This window comes from Nocardiopsis sp. TRM 82005 (assembly GCF_056312425.1).
This window is the reverse complement of record NZ_JBWDTQ010000022.1, coordinates 1-19,777: the sequence shown is the minus strand read 5'-3', so window position 1 is coordinate 19,777 and position 19,777 is coordinate 1. Positions and strand designations below refer to the sequence as shown.

Here is a 19,777-nt window from a genome sequence, read left to right as displayed (position 1 = left end):
GTGACACGCCACTTCCTACGCGACGACGACCTCACCCCGGACGAGCAGACCCGGGTGCTCGACCTCGCCGACGAGATGAAGACGGACCGCTTCGGCCACCGGCCGCTCGCCGGTCCGCGTACCGTCGCCCTGCTCTTCGACAAGCCCTCCACCCGTACCCGTCTGTCCTTCTCCGTCGGCGTCGCCGACCTGGGCGGGAACTCGCTGGTCCTGGACACGGCCAGCACCCAGCTGGGGCGCGGCGAACCCCTGGAGGACACGGCCCGCGTCCTGGAGCGCCAGGTCGCCGCCGTCGTGTGGCGCACCTTCGCGCAGAGCGACCTGGAGACCCTGGCCGACCACATCTCCGTCCCGGTGGTCAACTCGCTCACCGACGACTTCCACCCGTGCCAGATCCTCGCCGACCTGCAAACCATCCGAGAGCACAAGGGCACCCTGGCCGGGCTCACTCTGAGCTACCTCGGCGACGGCGCCAACAACATGGCCCACTCCTACCTGCTCGGCGGCGCCACCGCCGGACTCCATGTGCGCATCGGCGCCCCCGAGGAGCACCACCCCGACCCCGCCGTGGTCGCACGCGCCACAGAGATCGCTGAGAGCACCGGAGGGTCGGTCACGGTCACCGCCGATGCCCACGAGGCCGCCCAGGGGGCCGACGTTCTGGCCACCGACACTTGGACGTCCATGGGGCAGAAGGACGGGGCGGCCGAACACGAGGCGCTCTTCCACCCCTACGCGGTCAACGCCGGCCTGCTCGCCGCCGCCCACCCCGAGGCCGTCGTCCTGCACTGCCTGCCCGCCTATCGGGGCAAGGAGATCTCCGCCGAGGTCATCGACGGACCGCGGAGCCTGGTCTGGGACGAGGCCGAGAACCGCCGCCACGCCCAGAAGGCCCTGCTCGCCCTCCTGCTCGAGGTCAGTGACAGGCCCGGGACCGACCGACGATGACGGTGGACAACGGTGGTACGGCGCCAATGACCAAAGCGGCCAGGCACGCCCGCATCACCGAGGTCCTCACCCGCGAGGACATCCGGTCCCAGGGTGAACTGGCCAGGCGCCTCGCGCGGGCGGGGGTCCAGGTCACCCAGGCCACCCTGTCCAGGGACCTGGACGAACTGGGCGCGGTCAAGCTCCGCACAGCCGACGGCCACCTGGCCTATGTGCTGCCCGGGGAGGGCGGAGAACGCCTGCAACGCACCCGTCCCGACAGCCTCGACCTCGAACAGGTCTCCGGCGCTCGCGTGACCCGACTCGCCGAGGACCTTCTGGTCTCGGCCGAAGCCTCCGCCAACATGGTCATCGTCCGCACCCCGCCAGGAGCGGCCCAGTACCTGGCCTCGGCCATCGACCACACCGACTTCCACGCCATCCTGGGCACCATCGCCGGTGACGACACCATCCTGGTGATCTCACGCGACCCCCAAGGCGGCGAGGAGCTGGCCGCCGCGCTCCTGGGGCTGGCCGACCGCAGACCGTAGCCGCGCATGCGAAGCCCAGCACGCCGGATCCGACGAAGTACCAGAGGGGGACCCCATGACCGAGCGCGTCGTACTCGCCTACTCCGGAGGGCTCGACACCTCCGTGGCCATCGGCTGGATCGCCGAGCGGACCGGTGCCGAAGTCGTCGCCGTGGCCATCGACTGCGGTCAGGGCGGGGAGGACCTGGACACGGTCCGCCAGCGCGCCCTGGACTGCGGCGCCGTCGAGGCCGTCGTCGCCGACGCCCGTGACGAGTTCGCCACCGAGTACTGCGTCCCGGCCCTTCAGGCCAACGCCCTCTACATGGACCGCTACCCGCTGGTCTCGGCCCTGTCGCGCCCGCTGATCGTCAAGCACCTTGCCGACGCCGCCCGCTACCACGGCGCCACCATGGTCGCTCACGGCTGTACCGGCAAGGGCAACGACCAGGTCCGCTTCGAGGCCGGGCTCGCCGCCCTCTTCCCCGAGCTCAGGGTCCTGGCCCCGGTCCGCGACTCCGGTATGACCCGCGACAAGGCCATCGCCTTCGCCGAGGACAAGGGCCTGCCGATCGACGTCAGCAGGAAGTCGCCCTACTCCATCGACCAGAACCTCTTCGGCCGCGCGGTGGAGACCGGTTTCCTGGAGGACCTCTGGAACGGCCCCATCGAGGACGTCTACGAATACACCCAGGACCCCGCCCAGCAGCGCGAGCCCGACGAGCTCGTCATCACCTTCACCGCAGGGGTGCCCACCGCAATCGACGGCAAGGACCTCACACCGCTCCAGGTCATCGAGGAGATGAACCGGCGCGCGGGCGCCCAGGGCATCGGCCGTATCGACATGGTCGAGGACCGCCTCGTCGGCATCAAGAGCCGCGAGGTCTACGAGGCCCCGGGGGCGATCGCCCTCATCGCCGCCCACCAGGAGCTGGAGAACGTCACCGTCGAGCGCGAGCTGGCCCGCTACAAGCGCGGCGTCGACCAGCGCTGGGGGGAGCTCGTCTACGACGGCCTGTGGTTCTCCCCGCTCAAGAACGCGCTACAGGCCTTCGTCACCGAGGCCAGCAAGAACGTCACCGGCGACATCCGCGTGGTCCTGCACGGCGGCCGTGCCGTGGTCACGGGCCGCCGCGGCGAGGCTTCCCTGTACGACTACGACCTGGCCACCTACGACACCGGCGACGCATACGACCAGTCCCTGGCCCGCGGCTTCATCGACATCTTCAGCATGCCCGCGAAGATCGCCAGCCTGCGCGACCAGCGCCTCAACAAGTAACGCCCCCGGTGGTGCGGGCCGCCCCGGTCCCGCACCACCCACACACCACACGAGGAGAGAGACCACCATGGCCGACCAGCCCGAGGCGCTGCGCCTGTGGGGAGGCCGCTTCGAGGGCGGCCCCGACCAGGCCCTGGCACGGTTGTCGCTGAGCACCCACTTCGACTGGCGCCTGGCCCGCCACGACATCGCGGGTTCGCGTGCCCACGCACGCGCACTGCATCGTGCCGGTCTGCTCACCGCCGATGAGCTGGAGCGCATGATCGAGGGCCTGGACCGGTTGGAGGCCGACGTGTCCTCCGGGGCGTTCACCCCCGTCCTGGCGGACGAGGACGTGCACACCGCGCTGGAGCGGGGCTTCATCGAGCGGGTCGGCCCCGAACTGGGCGGCCGACTGCGCGCCGGGCGCTCACGCAACGACCAGATCGCCACCCTCGTGCGCATGTACCTGCGCGAGGAGGCCCGCCAGATCGCCGACCAGCTCCTGGACCTGGTGCAGGCCCTGGCCGACCAGGCCGCGGCCCACCCCGCGGCCGCCATGCCCGGCCGCACCCACTTGCAGCACGCCCAACCCGTGCTGCTGGCCCACCAGCTCATGGCGCACGCCTGGCCGCTGGTGCGCGACATCGAACGGCTGCGCGACTGGGACCGCCGCGCCGCGGTCTCCGCCTACGGCTCCGGTGCCCTGGCCGGCTCCTCCCTGGGCCTGGACCCGCAGGCGGTCGCCGCCGAACTGGGCTTTTCCGACTCGGCGGACAATTCCATCGACGGCACCGCCGCACGCGACGTGGTCGCCGAGTTCTCCTTCGTCACCGCCATGATCGGGGTGGACCTGTCCCGGCTGTCGGAGGAGGTCATCCTGTGGGCGACCAAGGAGTTCTCCTTCGTCACGCTCGACGACGCCTTCTCCACGGGCTCCTCGATCATGCCGCAGAAGAAGAACCCCGATGTCGCCGAGCTCGCCCGCGGCAAGGCCGGGCGCCTGGTCGGTGACCTCACCGGGCTGCTCACGACCCTCAAGGGCCTCCCCCTGGCCTACAACCGCGACCTACAGGAGGACAAGGAGCCGGTCTTCGACGCTGTGGACACCCTGCACCTGCTGCTGCCCGCCATGACCGGCATGGTCGCCACCCTGACCTTCCACACGGAGCGGATGGCCGAACTGGCACCGCAGGGCTTCTCCCTGGCCACCGACATCGCCGAGTGGCTGGTGCGCGAGCGTGTGCCGTTCCGTGAGGCGCACGAGATCGCGGGCGCCTGCGTGCGGGTGTGCGAGGAGCGCGGTACCGATCTGCCCGACCTCGGCGACGACGACCTCGCCGCTGTCTCCGAACACCTGACCCCGGCGGTGCGCGAGGTCCTCACCGTGCCCGGCTCACTGGCATCCCGCTCCGGCAAGGGCGGCACCGCGCCGGCCCGGGTCGCCGAGCAGCTGGAGCGGCTGCGTGCGGGGATCGACGAGCACCGGAAGGGCTTCGTCGCCTGAACCCACCCGTCCTACGCGCGGCCCGCGGACACGGCCCCCACCGTCCGTCGCCCTCCACCACCTCGACGGACGCGCTCCGCGCGCGATCCTTCCCGCTCCCCTCGTTCGGGCGCGCACCCAGTGCGGGTGCGCGCCCGAACACGTTCGTACAGAGCCCTCCCGCGACCGCGTCCACGGTGCCAGTGCTCTCCTCGCATCCATTTTGGAATTCGCCCCGCGACGACCATGAGAGTGCGATAGCGTCCTGAGTCTGCGGGCACCATGCGTGGTACGCCCTGTGCGCACAGTGACGCTCCCTTCGGCGCACGGCCCTTCGGCGCACCAGCGCGATGCGCGGTGCACCCACGCCTGACAGGCGTCCGCGACCAGTCCGTGGGAGGAACGCAATGGGGAACCCGGGAGGAACCGGCTGCGGCGGTATCAGGGCTCAGATCAACAGGATCGTGCTGATCCCCAGCATCATCTTTCTGGTGCTGTTCATCGTGCTCAGTACGGCCACGCTGGCCCAGGCCGTGTCTCTGCGGGTCGCGGTCGGCGACGGGCGGGCCGGGATCCAGCTCGCCGACGCGCTCGTCCTGCTACAGGAGGAACGCCGACTGAGCGCCGAGTACCTCGCCGCGTCCGGAGAGGAAGGCCGCGAGGCACTCACCGAAGCGGTCGGGCGGACCGACGAGGCGCTCGAGCCCGTACGCGAACTGCGCGACACCCTCGGGGACCAGGACGACCCGGCCACCGCGCCCCTCACCGAGGACTTCTTCGCGTCACTGGACGCCATCGGTGAACTGCGAACTGACAGCCTCTCCGACCCCGGTCCGGCCGACGCCGCCGTCACCGTCTACACCACCGCCATCGAACAGGGCATCCTCCTCTACGCAGGCACCGTGCGCTCCCTGGACGACGGGCCGGCCTCCGCCGAGGCCGCCGCCGCCACCGATCTCATGTGGGCTCAGGAGAGCTTCAGCCACGCCGACGCGCTCATCAGCGTCGTGCTCGCCAGCGACACCCTGGACCGCGCCCAGCAGCTCCGGGTCGCCGAACTCACCGCCGACGCCCGCCACCGCGTCGGTACCGTCCACCCCGGTGTCGACGACGACCGCGAGTCCTCCGCGCTGACCGCCCTCGCCGAGAGCCGGGCCTGGAAGGACGCCTTCACCATCGCCGACACCCTCGCCCACCACGAGGCGTCCGTCAGCATCGACCCCCTCACCTCCGAACAGAACCGCGACCACGAGCCGCCCACCGGCCTCGACGGCTGGCGCGAGGCCGCCGACCGGGTCAACGCCGACCTGGGCGACGTGACCACCGCACGCGCCGACTCCGTCGTCACCGCCACCGAGGACACCAGCTCCTGGATGCTCACCCTCGCCGTGGGCGGCAGCATCATCTCGCTGTTCGCGGGCACCCTCGCCTACGGTGTGGCCGCACGCTCCGCCGGACGGCTCACCTACCGGCTCGCCCAGCTGCGTGCCGACACCCTGGGCACCGCACGCAGCGACCTGCCCCGTATCGTGCGCCGACTGGAGGCAGGCGACCATGTCGACCTCGACACCGAGATGAAGCAGCTCGACCACGGCGACGACGAGGTGGGCCAGGTCGCCGACGCCTTCAACATCGCCCAGCGCACCGCCGTGGGCGCCGCCGTCAAGCAGGCGGACATCCGTGCGGGCGTCAGTCGGGTCTTCCTCGGCATCGCCCACCGCCACCAGTCCCTCCTGCAACGCCAGCTCCAGCTCCTGGACCGCGTCGAGCGCGAGGAGGAGGACCCCGACCTGCTGGAGAGCCTCTTCCAGCTCGACCACCTGGCCACCCGGGGGCGTCGCCACGCGGAGAACCTCATCATTCTGGGCGGCGCCCAGCCGGGCCGCCGTTGGCGTCGGCCCGTCCCGCTCGTGGACATCCTGCGCGGCGCCATCTCCGAAACCGAGGAGTACGCCAGGGTCCGGCTGACCTCCGTCCCCGACCTCTCCCTGTCCGGCGCCGCCGTGGCCGACGTCATCCACCTGCTCGCCGAGCTCGTCGAGAACGCCACCGCCTACTCGCCACCGCACACCGAAGTCGCCATCGCCACCGAGGCCGTGCCCAAGGGCGTGGCCGTGGAGATCGAGGACCGCGGCCTGGGCATGACGGAGGAGGTGCTGGCCAGCTCCAACAGGACGCTCAGCGAAGCACCCGAGTTCGACGTCATGACGCCTGGAGCGGACTCGCACCTGGGCCTGTTCGTGGTCGCACGCCTCGCCGCCAAGCACGACATCCGGGTGCAGCTGCGGCATTCGCCCTACGGCGGGACCCGGGCCGTGGTACTCGTTCCCAGCGCCCTCGTCGCCGCATCCTCCACCGCGCCCGAACGTCCCCGCTCCGCCGTCCGCCAGGGCGCCCACTCCGCGGGGCAGGATCCGGGCGCGGAGGAGCACACCGACCTGCTCGCCGTGGGGGACACCCCCCACCACGCCCGCCCCGTCCTGCGCCCGGTGCCCCGGCAGGTCGACGACGACGGCGGGCACCGGACCGAACGCCCGGCCCGGGAGGCCCCCCTGCTGCGCCGGGTCCCCCCGCCGGCCCCCGAAGCGGCTTCCGCTCCCGCGGAGCACGGCGTGCTTCCCGACACCGCCCCCTCGGCCCCCGCCGAACGGGTCGGCGCCGGACCCAGCCGCGCCGGACTGCCCAGGCGCAGGCGCCAGACCAACCTCGCCCCCCAGCTCAGGACCGAACCCGCAGTGGAGCGGGACCAGCCCGCCCCGGCGGACTCCGTCGAGAGGAGCCCCGAACAGGCACGGCGAATGATGAACGCCTTCAGCGCCGGGACCCGGCGCGGCCGCGCCGCGGACATCGACGCCGACGGGCGTGAACACAGCAGTGACGGTCAGGTCGGTGCAAGCACCGACGATCACACGGGAGAGAGCGACTGACATGGTGGGCAAGAGCAAGGCCGCGGACAACCTGGACTGGCTCCTGGACGACCTGGTCGACCGCGTCGTCGGCGCCGAGCACGCGATCGTGCTGTCGGCCGACGGGTTGTTGCTCGGACGCTCGCGAGGCCTGGCCCCAGAGGACGCCGAGCACCTGTCGGCCCTGGCATCGGCGTTCCAGAGCCTGGCACGGGGGACGGGACGGCACTTCGGTGGCGGGGACGTCCGCCAGACCGTGGTGGAGATGGAGCATTCCTACTTCTTCGTCACCGCCGCGGGTGCGGGAGCGTGCCTGTCCGTGCTGGCCACCGAGGACGCGGACGTCGGGCTGGTCGCCTACGAGATGAACCTGAGGGTCAAGCGGGTGGGCCAGTTCCTCACCGCCGCGCCGCGCAGGTCGGACCAGCTCACCACCACGGGGGGTGCCGGTTCGTGAGCACGTCCGACGACCGGCGCGGAGTCCGCTCGCCCGGACCCGCGGACGGGGCGGTGGCCCCGTCACACGGCCGCCAGACGCCGCCGTGGCACCGGGGCCGGGGGCATCCCACGTCGGAGGGGCCATCGGCGGGGGTCGCGCTCGGCGACGCCCCCGTGGGCCCCCTGGTGCGCCCCTACACCATGACCCGGGGCCGTACCCGCCCGTCCACCGGCCCGCGACTGGACCTGGTCACCATCGTGGTCACCGCACGGGACCTGCGGGAACGGGACAGGGAACCGGAGCACGAGGCGATCATACGACTGTGCCGCAGACCGATATCGGTGGCGGAGATCTCCGCGCGGCTCGACATCCCCCTGACCGTCGTCAGGGTGCTCCTGGGCGACCTCCTCGCCGACGGCGACGTGCGTACCAGGGCGGCCATGACACAGCTTCCCGAGAAGAAAGTACTTCAGGCGGTACTCGATGGCATCCGCAGACTCTGAGACCAGGCCGCCGCAGGCGATCCCCCAGGCGGTCAAGATCATCATCGCCGGGGGGTTCGGCGCGGGCAAGACCACCCTGGTCGCCTCCGTCAGCGAGATCACTCCGCTGAGCACCGAGGAGGTGATGACCGAGGCCAGCTACGGTGTGGACGACCTCGGGGGAGTGGAGCACAAGACCACCACCACGGTCGCTCTGGACTTCGGCCGCATCACCATCAACCCCGACATCGTCCTGTACCTGTTCGGCACCCCCGGCCAGGACCGGTTCTGGTTCATGTGGGACGAGCTGGCCGAGGGGGCGCTGGGCGCGGTCGTGCTGGCCGACACCCGTCGCCTGGACACCTGTTTCCACGCCGTGGACTTCTTCGAGCGGCGCGGGGTGCCGTTCGTGGTCGCGGTGAACCGCTTCGAGGGCTCCACCGCCTACTGCGAGGAGGAGATCCGCGAGGCGCTGGACGTCTCCGCCGAGGTGCCCGTCGTCATGGCTGACGCCCGGGAGCGAGAGTCCTGCAAGAAGGTGCTGGTCGAGCTGGTCACCCACGTGATCCGGGGGCGGAGCCCCGTCATGAGCGGCTGATCCCCGCTGGGCGCCACCCCCCGGGCGCTCCCCGCGGATTCGATCCGGTATACGTTCGGGGGGACACGCTCATGAAACAAGGTGCTGAACGCTACAATGTCGCGGCAGTGACCACCGGTCCGCCCGGGCACCCCATCCGCCTCTCATCTGAATCCTGGTATGCGAAACTCTGATCGACTTCCTCCACGCGAACTGCCCAAGCGCCGTTCCGGCCGCCACCGCAACCCCTTGTCCTTCGACAACTGGTTCGGCACTCCCACCCTGATCATGGCGGTCCCGGGCACGGCCGAAGCGGCCAGGTGCGCCGACGGCGAGTCGATCGGTGCTCATATGGCCGACCTCGTGCGCGCCTACCGTCCCGAGGTCACCATCCGTTACGGGCACACCGAGGGCGACGAGCAGACCCTCACCGATGCGCTCGCCGGTCTGGAGCGCTCCGATGGCCGACCTCTGGCCGGCGTCGTCGTCCCGCTGGTCACGGCCCCGCATACGGGGGTGTCCGCAGTGATCGATGAGGCCGTCGCCCAGAACAACGCGGATGTGCGCGTCACCGAGGGCCTGGGCCCGCACCCGATGCTCGCCGAAGTGCTCCACCTGCGCCTGGCCGAGGCCGGATACGTGCGTGCTGACCGCATGCGGCTGATCAGCGTGGTCGCCCGCGACACCACCATGGCGGACGGCGTCGTGGTCGGAGCCGTCGGCGGTGAGGGCGCTGTCGGGGCCGCGGGCGTGACCTCCGTCCTGCTCGCCGCACGCCTGGGCCTGACCGTGCTGCCCGCCGACCTGGAGAACGAGGCGGCGGTCGAGCAGATGGTGGCCCAACTGCGTCAGGGCGGCTGCCAGCGCCCGGTGATCGCGCCCAGCGCCCTGGGGCCGGAGCTGCCCCGCGAGGAACTGGAGGCGCTTGCCACACGTTTCGGCGCCAGGCTCGGAGAGCCCCTGGGATCCGACAGCCTGCTGGGCAAGATCGCCGCCCTGCGCTACGCCGAGATCCTGAACTCGCTGGGTGTGGAACAGCCGCCCACGGTCGAGGAACTGCCCGCTCCGGTGGGCTCCCGGCACCGCCCGGACTCCGAGGGGCAGGCATGAGAACGAGGCGGCCTGGCCGCACGGTGGTGTGAGAACACGACACGCCGTGCCCTGCCGGGTAACACGTGCCCCGAGGGCCGTCCGCGTAGCGGGCGGCCCTTCGTCGTTTCCACTGGAGGACCTGCGGTTTCGTTCTTCGGAGGGACGCCGTAGCACGTCTTGGGTCGATGCACGGCCAAAGAAAAGACAACCGATAGTGATCGTTTGACAGCATAAAGCAAGGATTTTTCGATAGCCTCGGCACGACCGAAAGCCGCCGAGGCACCCTCCCGGAGCCCGGCAACCGCACAGGCTGGAGGGGGCCATGCGCAGAACCCGCGTCAACGCGCCCACGATTCGCGGGCAGCTCACCCGCATCGTGCTGATTCCGAGCCTGTGTTTCCTCGCGCTCTGGCTCGTCGTCGCCGCTGTCGTCACGGTTCAGGCCGTCCAGCTCATGGGTGCCGTCGCCCAGGCACGTGAAGGAACCCAGGTCTTCTCCGACGTGTCCGAGGAGCTGCGCGCCGAACGCCGCCTCTCCCTGATCTACCTGGGTCGTTTCGAGCACAGCGGACCCGACACCCAGGCGGGCACCGCCCTCGACGAACAGCGTGAGTCCACCGACGCCGCCATGGCGGATGCCGCCACCTTCGCCGAGCGCCTGTACGGAAACAGCGACGACGAGGTCCAGCGCAGCGCGACCGCTTTCCTGGACGGCCCCGAGGCACTGGAGGAGGTCCGCCTGCGCCTCGACGAGCACAACATCGGACAGGAGGAGACCCTCCTGCGCTACAGCGGGATCCTGGACACCGCGACCGGTGCCATCACCGCGCTCGTGCACACCACCGACGGCGGGAAGAACCTCACCGACGCCGTCCTGACCAGCGATCTCCTGAGCGCGCGTTCCGCCTACGCCACCGCCGACGCCCTCCTCGCCGGCAACATCGCCCGCGAGGAGATGAGTTATGAGGAGACGGCGCACTTCACCTACCTCACCGCCTTCTACCGCGAGACCCTGGAGTCGGTCGGTTCCGTCATGCATCCGAGCGTGCGGGCCCACTACGACACGATGACCTCGCAGCAGTCCTGGACCCGTGCCGAGGACCTCAGCCGCCAGGTGGTCACCCGTCCCCCCATCACCGAGCCCGAAGAGGCCGAAGTGACCGAAGCAGCTGATCCGGCCGATCCGGCCGACCCCGAGGGCGATGGGTCCAACATCCGGTGGAACACCGACATCGACGTCGACGCGGGAGAGTGGGACGACTCCTCGGCCAAGGCCGTGCTGTCGCTGGACGATCTGGTCCGGGCCCAGACCGGGCGGACCGTCGACCTGGCCTGGAGCGCTGCCCTGCTACAGGTCTCCCTCGCCGCGGCGGCGGCCGGACTGACCCTGGTGTGCGGTATGGCCGCCATCGCGGTGGTCAGCCGCTCTTCGCGACGCCTCACCGACCGCCTGACCCGCCTGCGCGGACAGACCTTGGAGCGCGACGAGGACCTGCCCGACATCGTCGACCGGGCCCAGCGCGGTGAGAAGGTCGACGTCCAGGAGGAACTGCCGCCGCTGGACGAATGCGGGGACGACGAGGTCGGACAGGTCGCCGAGGCCTTCGACGCCGCCCAGCTCACCGCCGTGGAGACGGCGGTGCGCCAGGCCGAGATCCGCCGAGGTGCCAACCGCGCCTACCTGGGCATCGCCTTCCGCAACCAGACCCTGGTCCAACGCCAGCTGCGCCTGCTCGACGAGATCGAGTACCACGAGCAGGACCCCGAGGCGCTGCGCCGCCTGTTCCGCCTGGACCACCTCGTCACCCGGGCACGCCGCTACTCCGACAACCTCATCATCCTGGGCGGCGGTCAGTCGGTCCGCCGCTGGCGCCAGCCGCGTCCGCTCGTGGACGTGCTACGTGTCGCCATCGCCGAGACCGAGGACTTCGAACGCGTTCGCCTGATCTCCGCGCCCCGTGTGCTCATGCACGGCCAGGTGGTCGCCGACGTGGTGCACCTGCTCGCCGAACTGGTGGAGAACGCCACCCAGTTCTCCCCGGCGGGCACCCCCGTGGACGTCAGCTGCACCCCGGCCTCCGAAGGGCTGGTGGTGGAGGTCGAGGACCGGGGCCTGGGCATGTCCGAGCACGGGTACGCGGAGGCCGAGCGAACCCTCGCCCAGCCTCCGGAGTTCGATGTGATGGCGCTACCGGACGACCCCCGCCTGGGCCTGTTCGTGGTGTCCCGCCTGGCCAACCGGCACGGCGTGCGGGTGTGGCTGCGGCCCTCGCCCTACGGGGGTACCCGGGCGACCACGCTCATCCCGGACACGCTGCTCGAACCGGCGGAGAACCCCGTGGCGGTCGTGGACGCGCTGACGGGGGGCAACGGCTCGATGGGCAACCCGGGGCATCCGTACGGAACGGGTTCCCCGAGCGGTCCCCTCCCGCTACACGGCTCCTTCCCCGGCAACGGAGCGGTGCACACGCCGGGAGGCCCCGGAAGCGGCGGCCCCCAGAACCCCGTCCCGACCGGCTCCCAGGGGGCCCCGCCCGTTCGGACGGGACCCCAGGGTCCTGTGCCGCCCAACGGGCACAGCGGGCCGCAGCCCTTCGCCGCGCCGCCCGTCCCAGCCGGCTCCCAGGGACCCCCGCCCGTTCCGCCCGGGTCCCAGCGGTCCGACCTGCCCAAGAGGCAAGCCCGGACCGGCAGCACCGTGTACCGGACGTCCGCTCCCACGCCGCCGGGGGGGAATGGTGAGAACTGAGAGAACCGACGGCTCACACAGACACAGATCGGCCGCGGGCACGCCCAGGGAGGAGACCGGCCGCGTTCCGACGCCGGACGGTCCGCGACACGACGAGGAGTTCGGGCAGGAACGTTTCCTGCGCCCCTTCGCCGTAACCGCGGGCGACCCCGACGCCCACGCCGCGCCCGGCCCCGACCCCTCCGGAATCGACCTGCTCAGCCTGGTCGTCGCCGCGCGCACCCCGGGCCGCGACGAGTGGCTGCGTCCCGAGCGCGAGGCCATCCTCAGCAATGCTCTGCGCGCCCGCACCGTGATCGAACTCGCCGCCGAGGCGCGACTGCCGGTCGGTCAGGTCAGGGGCATCGTCGCCGCCATGATCGCCGACGGATCGCTCCAGCGCTGTGGCCCCTCGCGCCCCCTCGGCCACCAGGACGTCCTGCACGCCGTCCTGGTCGGACTGCGCTCGCTCTGATCCGGAGGGCCGGCTCCGTCAGTCCCGGCGCGGCCCGGGCCGCGCCGGATTGCTAGCGTGCCGCCATGCGCAGCACCGAACACATCGGCATCATCGGAGCGGGAATCGTCGGCCTGGCCCTCGCCCGCCACCTCATCCTCCACCGCCCCGGCACCCGTGTCACCGTCCTGGAGAAGGAGGACCGGGTCGCCGCGCACCAGACCGGCCACAACAGCGGCGTCGTCCACGCCGGGCTCTACTACGAGCCCGGATCCCTCAAAGCCACCCTGTGCCGCCGCGGCGTCGGCCTGCTCAGGGACTACTGCGCCGAGTACGGGCTGCCCTACCAGGAGATCGGCAAGGTCCTGGTGGCCGCCGACGCCGAAGACGAGGCCCGCTTGGACGGCATCGAGCGCCGGGCCAGGGACAACGGGGTCCCGGGCCTCACCCGGCTCGGCCCGGAGGGGCTGCGGGGGATCGAGCCCCACGCGGTCGGGACCGGCGCTCTGCACTCGCCCAGTACCGCGGTCACCGACTTCGTCGCGGTCGCCGAGCAGCTCGCCGACGACGTGCGCCGCTCCGGCGGCCGGATCCTGCTCAACACCCCTGTCCTGGACCTGCGCCAGAACCACGGCGATGTCAGGGTCCTGACCGGAGACCCGCAGGGTGAACGGCTCTTCCACCGCTTCGACCGCCTGGTGCTCTGCGGCGGCCTGCACAGCGACCGCCTCGCCCGCATGGCCGGAGCCGCCGACGAACTCCGGGTCGTGCCCTTCCGCGGTCAGTACCACGAACTCGTCCCTGAGCGCCGCCACATGGTCAACGGCTTGCTCTACCCCGTCCCCGACCCCCGGTACCCCTTCCTCGGGGTGCACCTGACGCGCCATGTCCACGGCGAGGTCATGGCTGGACCCAACGCCATCCTCGCCACCGCCCTAGAGGGTTACCGGGCACGTGACCTGCGCACCCGCGAACTCGCGCGGACCCTGTCCTGGCCCGGATTCTGGCGTCTGGCCCGCCGCCACTGGACCATGGGCGCCAGGGAGACCATCGTGTCGGCCTCGCGCGCGGCCTTCGCCGCCCAGGCACGGCGATTGCTGCCCGAGCTGGCCGCCGCCGACCTGCGCCCGGCGCCGGCCGGGGTGCGTGCCCAGGCCCTGGCCCGGGACGGTTCCATGCTCGACGACTTCCACGTCGACACCCACGGGCGGGTGGTGTGCGTGCGCAACGCCCCCTCGCCCGCGGCCACGTCCTCGCTGGCGATCGCCGAGTTCCTCACTGACACGTTCGTCCCCTGACCTCACGGGTACACCGTCCCGGCGCGTGCCGGGGCGTGTCGGGACGGGTTTTCCACAGGCTGGAGGACACCCTGGTACTGGTCTTCGCGGCGCTTCACCATAGGAGACGGCGGTGATCCGGGACGGTCCCGCGACCGCCGCCGGAGGTGACCATGCGCGTTGTCCGGTGGGCCGCGGCGTTCCTCGCCGCAGTGCTCGCACTCGTACTCACCGCTGCCTCGGCCGCCACCAGCCCACGAGGGGGAGAGTTGGACGGATTCACCATCGGGCGCCTGCCCGAGCAGATCGACGACCAGACCTCGGTTTCCGACTTCGAGTACGAGTGGGGCGACGTGTCCTTCTCCAGCCGGGTGTGGGAGAAGACCCTGGAGGGAGGAGGGGCCAGGGTCGTCCTACAGGTCCTGGTCATGCGCGGCACCGGACTCACCGACCTGGCGACCGTGCGCGACTTCCTCGCCGAGTACCACGAGCGCGCGCCCGACTGGGAGCTCACCGAGTTCGACAACAACGGCCGCACCGCCCTGCACGGCGAGACCGAGGCCTTCTGGACCCCGGCCGAGGGCGTGGCGGTGGAGGTCCGCGACGCCTTCGGCCTCATCGGCCAGGAGGAGTTGCTGGCCACCGCGCGCGGTGTCAGAGCCGAGGGCCCCGGCTGAACGGCCTCAGCAACCGGAGAGCACCTCGCGCAGCGCGGCCTCCTCGCCCGGGTCCATGGTCAGGTCCCACACATGTTTGACCTCGATCCACGAGACCACGTAGTCGCAGTGCGAGGACTCCAGCGGCGGTAGCCAGTCCGCGGGGTCGGCGTCTCCCTTGGACCGGTTGGACGAGGCGCTGACCGCCCACAGCTGGGAGGAGTCCAGGTCGTTGGCGAAGCGCCCGCGCTTCTCGGTCGTCCACGAGTGGGCGCCCGAACGCCAGCCCTCCTTCAACGCCACCATGTGATCGATGTCGATGTCCTGCGCTTCGGTGAGCGTCTCCCCGTCATAGGAGCTGGCCCAGGAACCGGACACCGGCTGACAGTCCTCGTCGGTCTCCACGTCCTCGCCGTCGCGCAGCAGGACCACCTGGCGGGTGGTGCAGTTGTCCTGGACACCGCTGTCCCAATGGGGGAACAGCGCACGGTCGTACCCGTCCGGGTCGTTCTCCGCCTCCACCCGCAACTCCTCGAGTTGCTGGCGGGCCTGCTCCACCGGCAGTCCGGAGGAGGACGTGTCACCGGTCTGCGGTTCGGCGGCGCCCGCCTGGCCGTCGGCGCCCTCCTGGTCCAGCTCGATCACTCCCAGCTGGTACAGGACGAACGCGGCGACGGCGAGAGCGCCGACCACGGCGGACACGACTCCGCCGATCTTCGACGAGGCCTTCTTGGACATCAGAGAACTCCACAATGCTTCGGGCACCGCGCACGGGGACGGCGGCGGTCGTGCCACCAGCTTGGCCCATGCCGGCATTCAGCGGAAACACCGACGGGGCCAGGGGTTCCTTATCGGGGGAGGTTACGGCCGCCGAAAAGCGGGGGCTCAGGTCAGGAGGAGGTCGAACAAGAAGGAGCCCACCAGGAGCAGGCCCACACCCGCGCTGTACAGCCACGCCCGGGTGCGGTCGTGATGGTCCCGGAGCGTGCGCCAGGCGTACAGGACCGTCCCCGCTAGCACCAGCGAGCCCTCGACCACGGCCGCTGCCGCGGGGAACTCCCACAGTCCCAACCCCAGGAGAGGCAACCCACCCGCGCCACCGGGCAGGGGTACCAGGTCAGGCCGGTGCACCAGCAGGTCCAGGAGCCAGTGGCTGAACACCACGCCACCCAGGACCGCGCCGGCGTCCCGTCCCCACCGGTCCCGAAGTAACACGTGCGTCAGTCCGCCCACGAGCAACGCCAGCACCAGGTTGCCGACCAAGGTATGTGAGTACTCCGCGGTGATGAGGAGGGACCCGTATCCGCTCAGGCCGGGCTCGGCCGGCTCCGCGCTCTCGACCCCCAGCATGGACAACGGCAGGAAGACCAGTTCGGGTAGTTGTGCCGCCACCAGAAGCGCACCCATGGGAAGCGCCGGGCGCCAGGCCCTGACGATCCCCGCTACCCCGAAGTGCCCGGCCAGCATCAGTCACGGCTCCGTTCCGTGTTCGTTCGTTCCGCCGTGCCGGGCCACTGCCGGAGGGCGCGCACGAGGCCCTCCACCAGGAACGCGTAGGTATCGTCCACGTCCTCCGGAAGCCCGAAGCCGTCGCGGGTCTCCAGGTCCACGAACCCGTGCAGTGCGCTGCGCAGGACCCGGATCGCGTGCACCATCTGGTCCTCGGGGACCCCGAAGCCGCGCAGCACCGCCGCCAGTACCCGCACGGGGTCGGTGGTCAGATCCGCCTCGGCCCCGGCCAGCCGGGGCAGCTGCTGCAGGGCCGTGTAGCGCCCCGGGTGGGTGTACGCGTAACGGCGGTAGGCCTCAGCCGTCGCGCGCAGCGCGTCGGGGCCGGAGCGGCCCACGGCGGCACTCTGGACCCACTCACCGAGTCCGTTCGCGCCCAGCAGCGCCACCTCCCGGCGCAGCCCCGCCAGTCCGTCGACGTGTTTGTACAGGCTGGGGGTAGCGACCCCGAGTCGTTTGGCGACCGAGGCCAGGGACAGGGAGTGGAAGTCCTCCTCGTCGCTGAACCGCGCCGCCTCCTCGGCCACCAGCGCCGGGGTCAGACCCGCCCTAGGCACTGGACACGACCTCCCCGAGCAGGGCCTCCAGGGCGGGCACGACCACGTCGGGCCGCTGGGACTGGGGATAGTGGCCGCACTCGGGCACCATCACGGCGGGGCCGTGGACCACCGAGGCCGCCCATTCGGCCTCCGCTCGCGGGTCCTTCCAGTCGGAGTCCTGTTCGCCCACGATCACCACGGACCTGACCCGCAGCTCCGCGGCTTCCAGGACCTCCTCGCTGGGTGCGTAGATGGTGTCGTACACGGCTCGGTACCTGTCGGCCGGACGCAGCATCCCCAGGATGCGGTCCAGGTGTTCCCGGTGCCCCTCGGGGGTGCGTCCGGTGTTCAGGCTGTCGTAGTAGCCCGTCACCGCTCGGGGCCCCCACAGCCGTACCAGCATGAGCCGCAGCGCGATCCGAACGAACAGGTGGAGGTGGGGCTGGCGGAGGAAGGGCGCCAGCAGGGCTATCCCCGCTACCAGGTCGGGCCGCTCCTTCGCGGCGATGGTCACGGCCGCACCGCCCATGGAGTTGCCGACCATCACCACGTTCTCCCCGCCCAACTCCTCGGCGAGCGCGATGGCGTCGGTGGCCGCCGCCCGGTTGGTGTGGACCTCGAAGGTGGTGTCGCTGTCACCGTGGCCGCGCAGGTCCATGGCGGCGACCCGGTATCCGGCCTCGGCCAGACCGGCACCGACGAAGCGGAAGGAGGCCCGGTGGTCGAACATGCCGGGCACGCAGACCACGAGGGGGCCGGGGTTCTCCGCCCCGTAGAGGTCGTAGGCGATGCGCCCCCGGGGGCGCATGAGGTGGTGCATCGGGGAGCTCCTCACGTTCTGGCTTATCCCTGTAGCTAAGAAGCTAATCTAATTAGCCAAATAGGGCAAGGAGTCGACCGGGGTTCTTCGCAGGTCCGCGATCGATCCGGGGAGCAGGCCCGTGAACAGCGACTCGGGGGCAGCCGATAGCGTGGAAGCGGGTCAAAACCGGGTGCCCATTCGCAGCATCCGGCCTACACTTCAAGGCAGATCGAGCCCTTACGGGCCCGCCTACACAAACAGAGAGCAACACAGTGACCGACATCATCGACGAACTCCAGTGGCGCGGCCTGCTCGCGCAGACGACCGACCTTGACGCACTGCGCAAGGCGCTCGCCGATGGTCCGATCACTCTGTATTGCGGATTCGACCCGACGGCGGGCAGCCTGCACGTCGGCCACCTCACCCAGATCCTGACCCTGGCCCGTTTCCAGCAGGCCGGGCACCGCCCGGTTGCCCTGGTCGGCGGCGGCACCGGTCTCATCGGTGATCCCAAGCCCAGCTCCGAGCGCCAGCTCAACTCGCTGGAGACCGTGCAGGGCTGGGTCGGCAACCTGGCCGGGCAGCTGTCCGCGTTCCTGCGCTTCACCCCCGAGGACGAACAGCCGGGACCGACCGACGCGGTCCTCGCCAACAACGCCGACTGGCTCGGTGAGATCAACGCCATCGAGCTGCTGCGTGACGTTGGCAAGCACTTCAGTATCAACCAGATGCTCGCCCGGGAGACGGTGAAGAGCCGCCTCGACGGCGAGGGGATGAGCTACACCGAGTTCAGCTACGTGTTGCTCCAGTCCTACGACTACGTGCAGCTCTACCGGCGCTACGGCTGCACGTTGCAGACCGGCGGCTCCGACCAGTGGGGCAACATCACCGCCGGCCTGGACCTGGTACGCAGGATGGACGGCAACGAGCCGCACGGCCAGGCGCACGGGCTGACCACGAACCTGCTCACCAAGGCGGACGGTACCAAGTTCGGCAAGACCGAGTCCGGCAGCGTCTGGCTCGATCCCGAGCTCACATCGCCGTACGCCTTCTACCAGTTCTGGTTCAACGCCGACGACCGCGACGTGGCGCGCTACCTCAGGACCTTCAGCTTCCGGGGCCGGAGCGAGATCGAGGAGCTGGAGCGCCAGACCGAGGAGCGTCCGCAGGCCCGCGCCGCCCAGCGCACCCTGGCCGAGGACCTCACCACGCTGGTGCACGGCGAGGAGGAGTGCCGCAAGGTCAAGGAGGCCAGCCTGGCCCTGTTCGGTCGGGCTGATCTGTCCGACCTGGACGCCCGCACGTTGGACGCCGCTCTGGCCGAGGTGCCCAAGGCCGAGGTCAGCGGTTCCGTGGACGAGCTGCTCGTGGTCGACCTGTTCGCGCGGAGCGGCCTGACGCCGAGCAAGTCCGCGGCCCGCCGCGCCATCCAGGAGGGCGGGGCCTACGTGAACAACGCCAAGGTCACCGACGTGGAGGCCACGCTCAGCGCCGAGGACGTGCTCCAGGGGCGCTTCGTGGTGCTGCGCAAGGGCAAGCGCAACATCGGCGGCGTCGTCCTCGACGGCTGACACGCACCGCGGGCCGGGGCCCACCCGGTTTCGGCCCGCGGCGCATCCCCTGCCGGCCTCCGGAGGTTTGCAGGAGGATGAGGGTTTCGCGAGGGAATCTTCCGGGCAGGACCTGCGTTGTCTGATACATAAAGCCGACGTAACCACGCGGACCTGGTGTGAGGACCGTGTACGTCACGGGGGCCGTCACAAGCCGCCCATACGGGGCGAGGAGGTCCCGGAACCCGGGCTCAACGCCCGATCCGGGCTTCAGCTTGACGCTTGCCCCCTCCCTCCCTATACTCGAAAGAGTCGCTGCGGGACGGCGAGCGGCCCTTCGGGGGTCGCCTCGGAACCGGACCGTGTAGCGCGCATTCTTCTCTCCAAGGCGAACTGGTTCAGGCAGTGTTCTTGATCCGGTAAGCTCAGGGGGCGCTCCCAAGGAAACGCGGAAGCGAAACGGGCTTTACCCCGAACAGGAACACCACAAACCGCCGATTTGGCGGGGTGCGGAACACCTGATAAAGTAAAGACACAACAAAGCGGAAACGCACAACGCTTTCCA

The 19,777-nt window shown here is 70.7% G+C and carries 18 protein-coding genes; 14 read left to right on the top strand and 4 right to left on the bottom strand.

The annotated features are described in order from the left end of the window. The 13 genes from argF (at window position 1) to AC0T5L_RS17915 (ending at window position 14,833) form a co-directional block, all read left to right on the top strand. On the top strand, window positions 1-948 hold the full coding sequence (gene argF, locus AC0T5L_RS17975) for an ornithine carbamoyltransferase (RefSeq protein WP_476166658.1): 948 nt from the start codon (window positions 1-3) through the stop codon (window positions 946-948). After that, window positions 945-1,478, top strand: coding sequence for an arginine repressor (locus tag AC0T5L_RS17970; protein ID WP_476166657.1), 534 nt, complete (start codon window positions 945-947; stop codon window positions 1,476-1,478). Before argF ends, AC0T5L_RS17970 begins: the two co-directional genes overlap by 4 nt. A 55-nt stretch (window positions 1,479-1,533) precedes the next feature. Next, window positions 1,534-2,736, top strand: coding sequence for an argininosuccinate synthase (locus tag AC0T5L_RS17965; protein WP_476166656.1), 1,203 nt, complete (start codon window positions 1,534-1,536; stop codon window positions 2,734-2,736). A 67-nt stretch (window positions 2,737-2,803) separates the two neighbouring features. Beyond that, window positions 2,804-4,222 (top strand): argininosuccinate lyase, encoded by a 1,419-nt coding sequence (gene argH, locus AC0T5L_RS17960; RefSeq protein ID WP_476166655.1) that lies wholly within the window; start codon window positions 2,804-2,806, stop codon window positions 4,220-4,222. Between the two features lie 386 nt (window positions 4,223-4,608). Next, window positions 4,609-7,128 (top strand): sensor histidine kinase, encoded by a 2,520-nt coding sequence (locus AC0T5L_RS17955; RefSeq protein ID WP_476166654.1) that lies wholly within the window; start codon window positions 4,609-4,611, stop codon window positions 7,126-7,128. Between the two features lies 1 nt (window position 7,129). Beyond that, the gene (locus AC0T5L_RS17950) at window positions 7,130-7,564 is read left to right on the top strand and encodes a roadblock/LC7 domain-containing protein (RefSeq protein ID WP_476166653.1); all 435 of its coding nucleotides are present in this window, start codon (window positions 7,130-7,132) and stop codon (window positions 7,562-7,564) included. Beyond that, window positions 7,561-8,049 carry a DUF742 domain-containing protein gene (locus AC0T5L_RS17945; protein ID WP_476166652.1) on the top strand — a complete coding sequence of 163 codons (489 nt, stop codon included), beginning with the start codon at window positions 7,561-7,563 and terminating at the stop codon, window positions 8,047-8,049. Before AC0T5L_RS17950 ends, AC0T5L_RS17945 begins: the two co-directional genes overlap by 4 nt. Next, window positions 8,030-8,626, top strand: coding sequence for a GTP-binding protein (locus tag AC0T5L_RS17940; protein ID WP_476166651.1), 597 nt, complete (start codon window positions 8,030-8,032; stop codon window positions 8,624-8,626). The genes AC0T5L_RS17945 and AC0T5L_RS17940 overlap by 20 nt, the downstream gene beginning before the upstream one ends. Window positions 8,627-8,785: 159 nt before the next feature. Continuing rightward, complete coding sequence (locus AC0T5L_RS17935; protein ID WP_476166650.1) at window positions 8,786-9,715, top strand: sirohydrochlorin chelatase; 930 nt, start codon at window positions 8,786-8,788, stop codon at window positions 9,713-9,715. A 304-nt stretch (window positions 9,716-10,019) separates the two neighbouring features. Next, entirely contained in the window at window positions 10,020-12,446 is a 2,427-nt protein-coding gene (locus tag AC0T5L_RS17930; protein WP_476166649.1) for a sensor histidine kinase, read from the top strand. Next, window positions 12,433-12,900 (top strand): DUF742 domain-containing protein, encoded by a 468-nt coding sequence (locus AC0T5L_RS17925; RefSeq protein ID WP_476166648.1) that lies wholly within the window; start codon window positions 12,433-12,435, stop codon window positions 12,898-12,900. The genes AC0T5L_RS17930 and AC0T5L_RS17925 overlap by 14 nt, the downstream gene beginning before the upstream one ends. Before the next feature lie 65 nt (window positions 12,901-12,965). Then, window positions 12,966-14,177 carry an L-2-hydroxyglutarate oxidase gene (gene lhgO, locus AC0T5L_RS17920; RefSeq protein WP_476166647.1) on the top strand — a complete coding sequence of 404 codons (1,212 nt, stop codon included), beginning with the start codon at window positions 12,966-12,968 and terminating at the stop codon, window positions 14,175-14,177. Window positions 14,178-14,425: 248 nt separating this feature from the next. Continuing rightward, on the top strand, window positions 14,426-14,833 hold the full coding sequence (locus AC0T5L_RS17915) for a hypothetical protein (RefSeq protein ID WP_476166701.1): 408 nt from the start codon (window positions 14,426-14,428) through the stop codon (window positions 14,831-14,833). Between the two features lie 6 nt (window positions 14,834-14,839). Here AC0T5L_RS17915 and AC0T5L_RS17910 read toward each other — a convergent pair whose 3' ends face one another. The 4 genes from AC0T5L_RS17910 to AC0T5L_RS17895 form a co-directional block, all read right to left on the bottom strand. Beyond that, window positions 14,840-15,550, bottom strand: a complete 711-nt coding sequence (locus AC0T5L_RS17910) for a GmrSD restriction endonuclease domain-containing protein (RefSeq protein ID WP_476166646.1) — start codon at window positions 15,548-15,550, stop codon at window positions 14,840-14,842. A gap of 147 nt (window positions 15,551-15,697) precedes the next feature. Then, the gene (locus AC0T5L_RS17905) at window positions 15,698-16,279 is read right to left on the bottom strand and encodes a permease (protein ID WP_476166645.1); all 582 of its coding nucleotides are present in this window, start codon (window positions 16,277-16,279) and stop codon (window positions 15,698-15,700) included. Beyond that, entirely contained in the window at window positions 16,279-16,878 is a 600-nt protein-coding gene (locus AC0T5L_RS17900; protein WP_476166644.1) for a TetR/AcrR family transcriptional regulator, read from the bottom strand. The genes AC0T5L_RS17905 and AC0T5L_RS17900 overlap by 1 nt, the downstream gene beginning before the upstream one ends. Next, window positions 16,871-17,680: an alpha/beta fold hydrolase gene (locus AC0T5L_RS17895; RefSeq protein WP_476166643.1), complete on the bottom strand. Its 810-nt coding sequence runs from the start codon at window positions 17,678-17,680 to the stop codon at window positions 16,871-16,873. The genes AC0T5L_RS17900 and AC0T5L_RS17895 overlap by 8 nt, the downstream gene beginning before the upstream one ends. Window positions 17,681-17,934: 254 nt before the next feature. Between AC0T5L_RS17895 and tyrS the strand changes: the two genes are divergently transcribed. Further along, on the top strand, window positions 17,935-19,233 hold the full coding sequence (gene tyrS, locus AC0T5L_RS17890; RefSeq protein WP_476166642.1) for a tyrosine--tRNA ligase: 1,299 nt from the start codon (window positions 17,935-17,937) through the stop codon (window positions 19,231-19,233). Window positions 19,234-19,777: the final 544 nt, after the last annotated feature.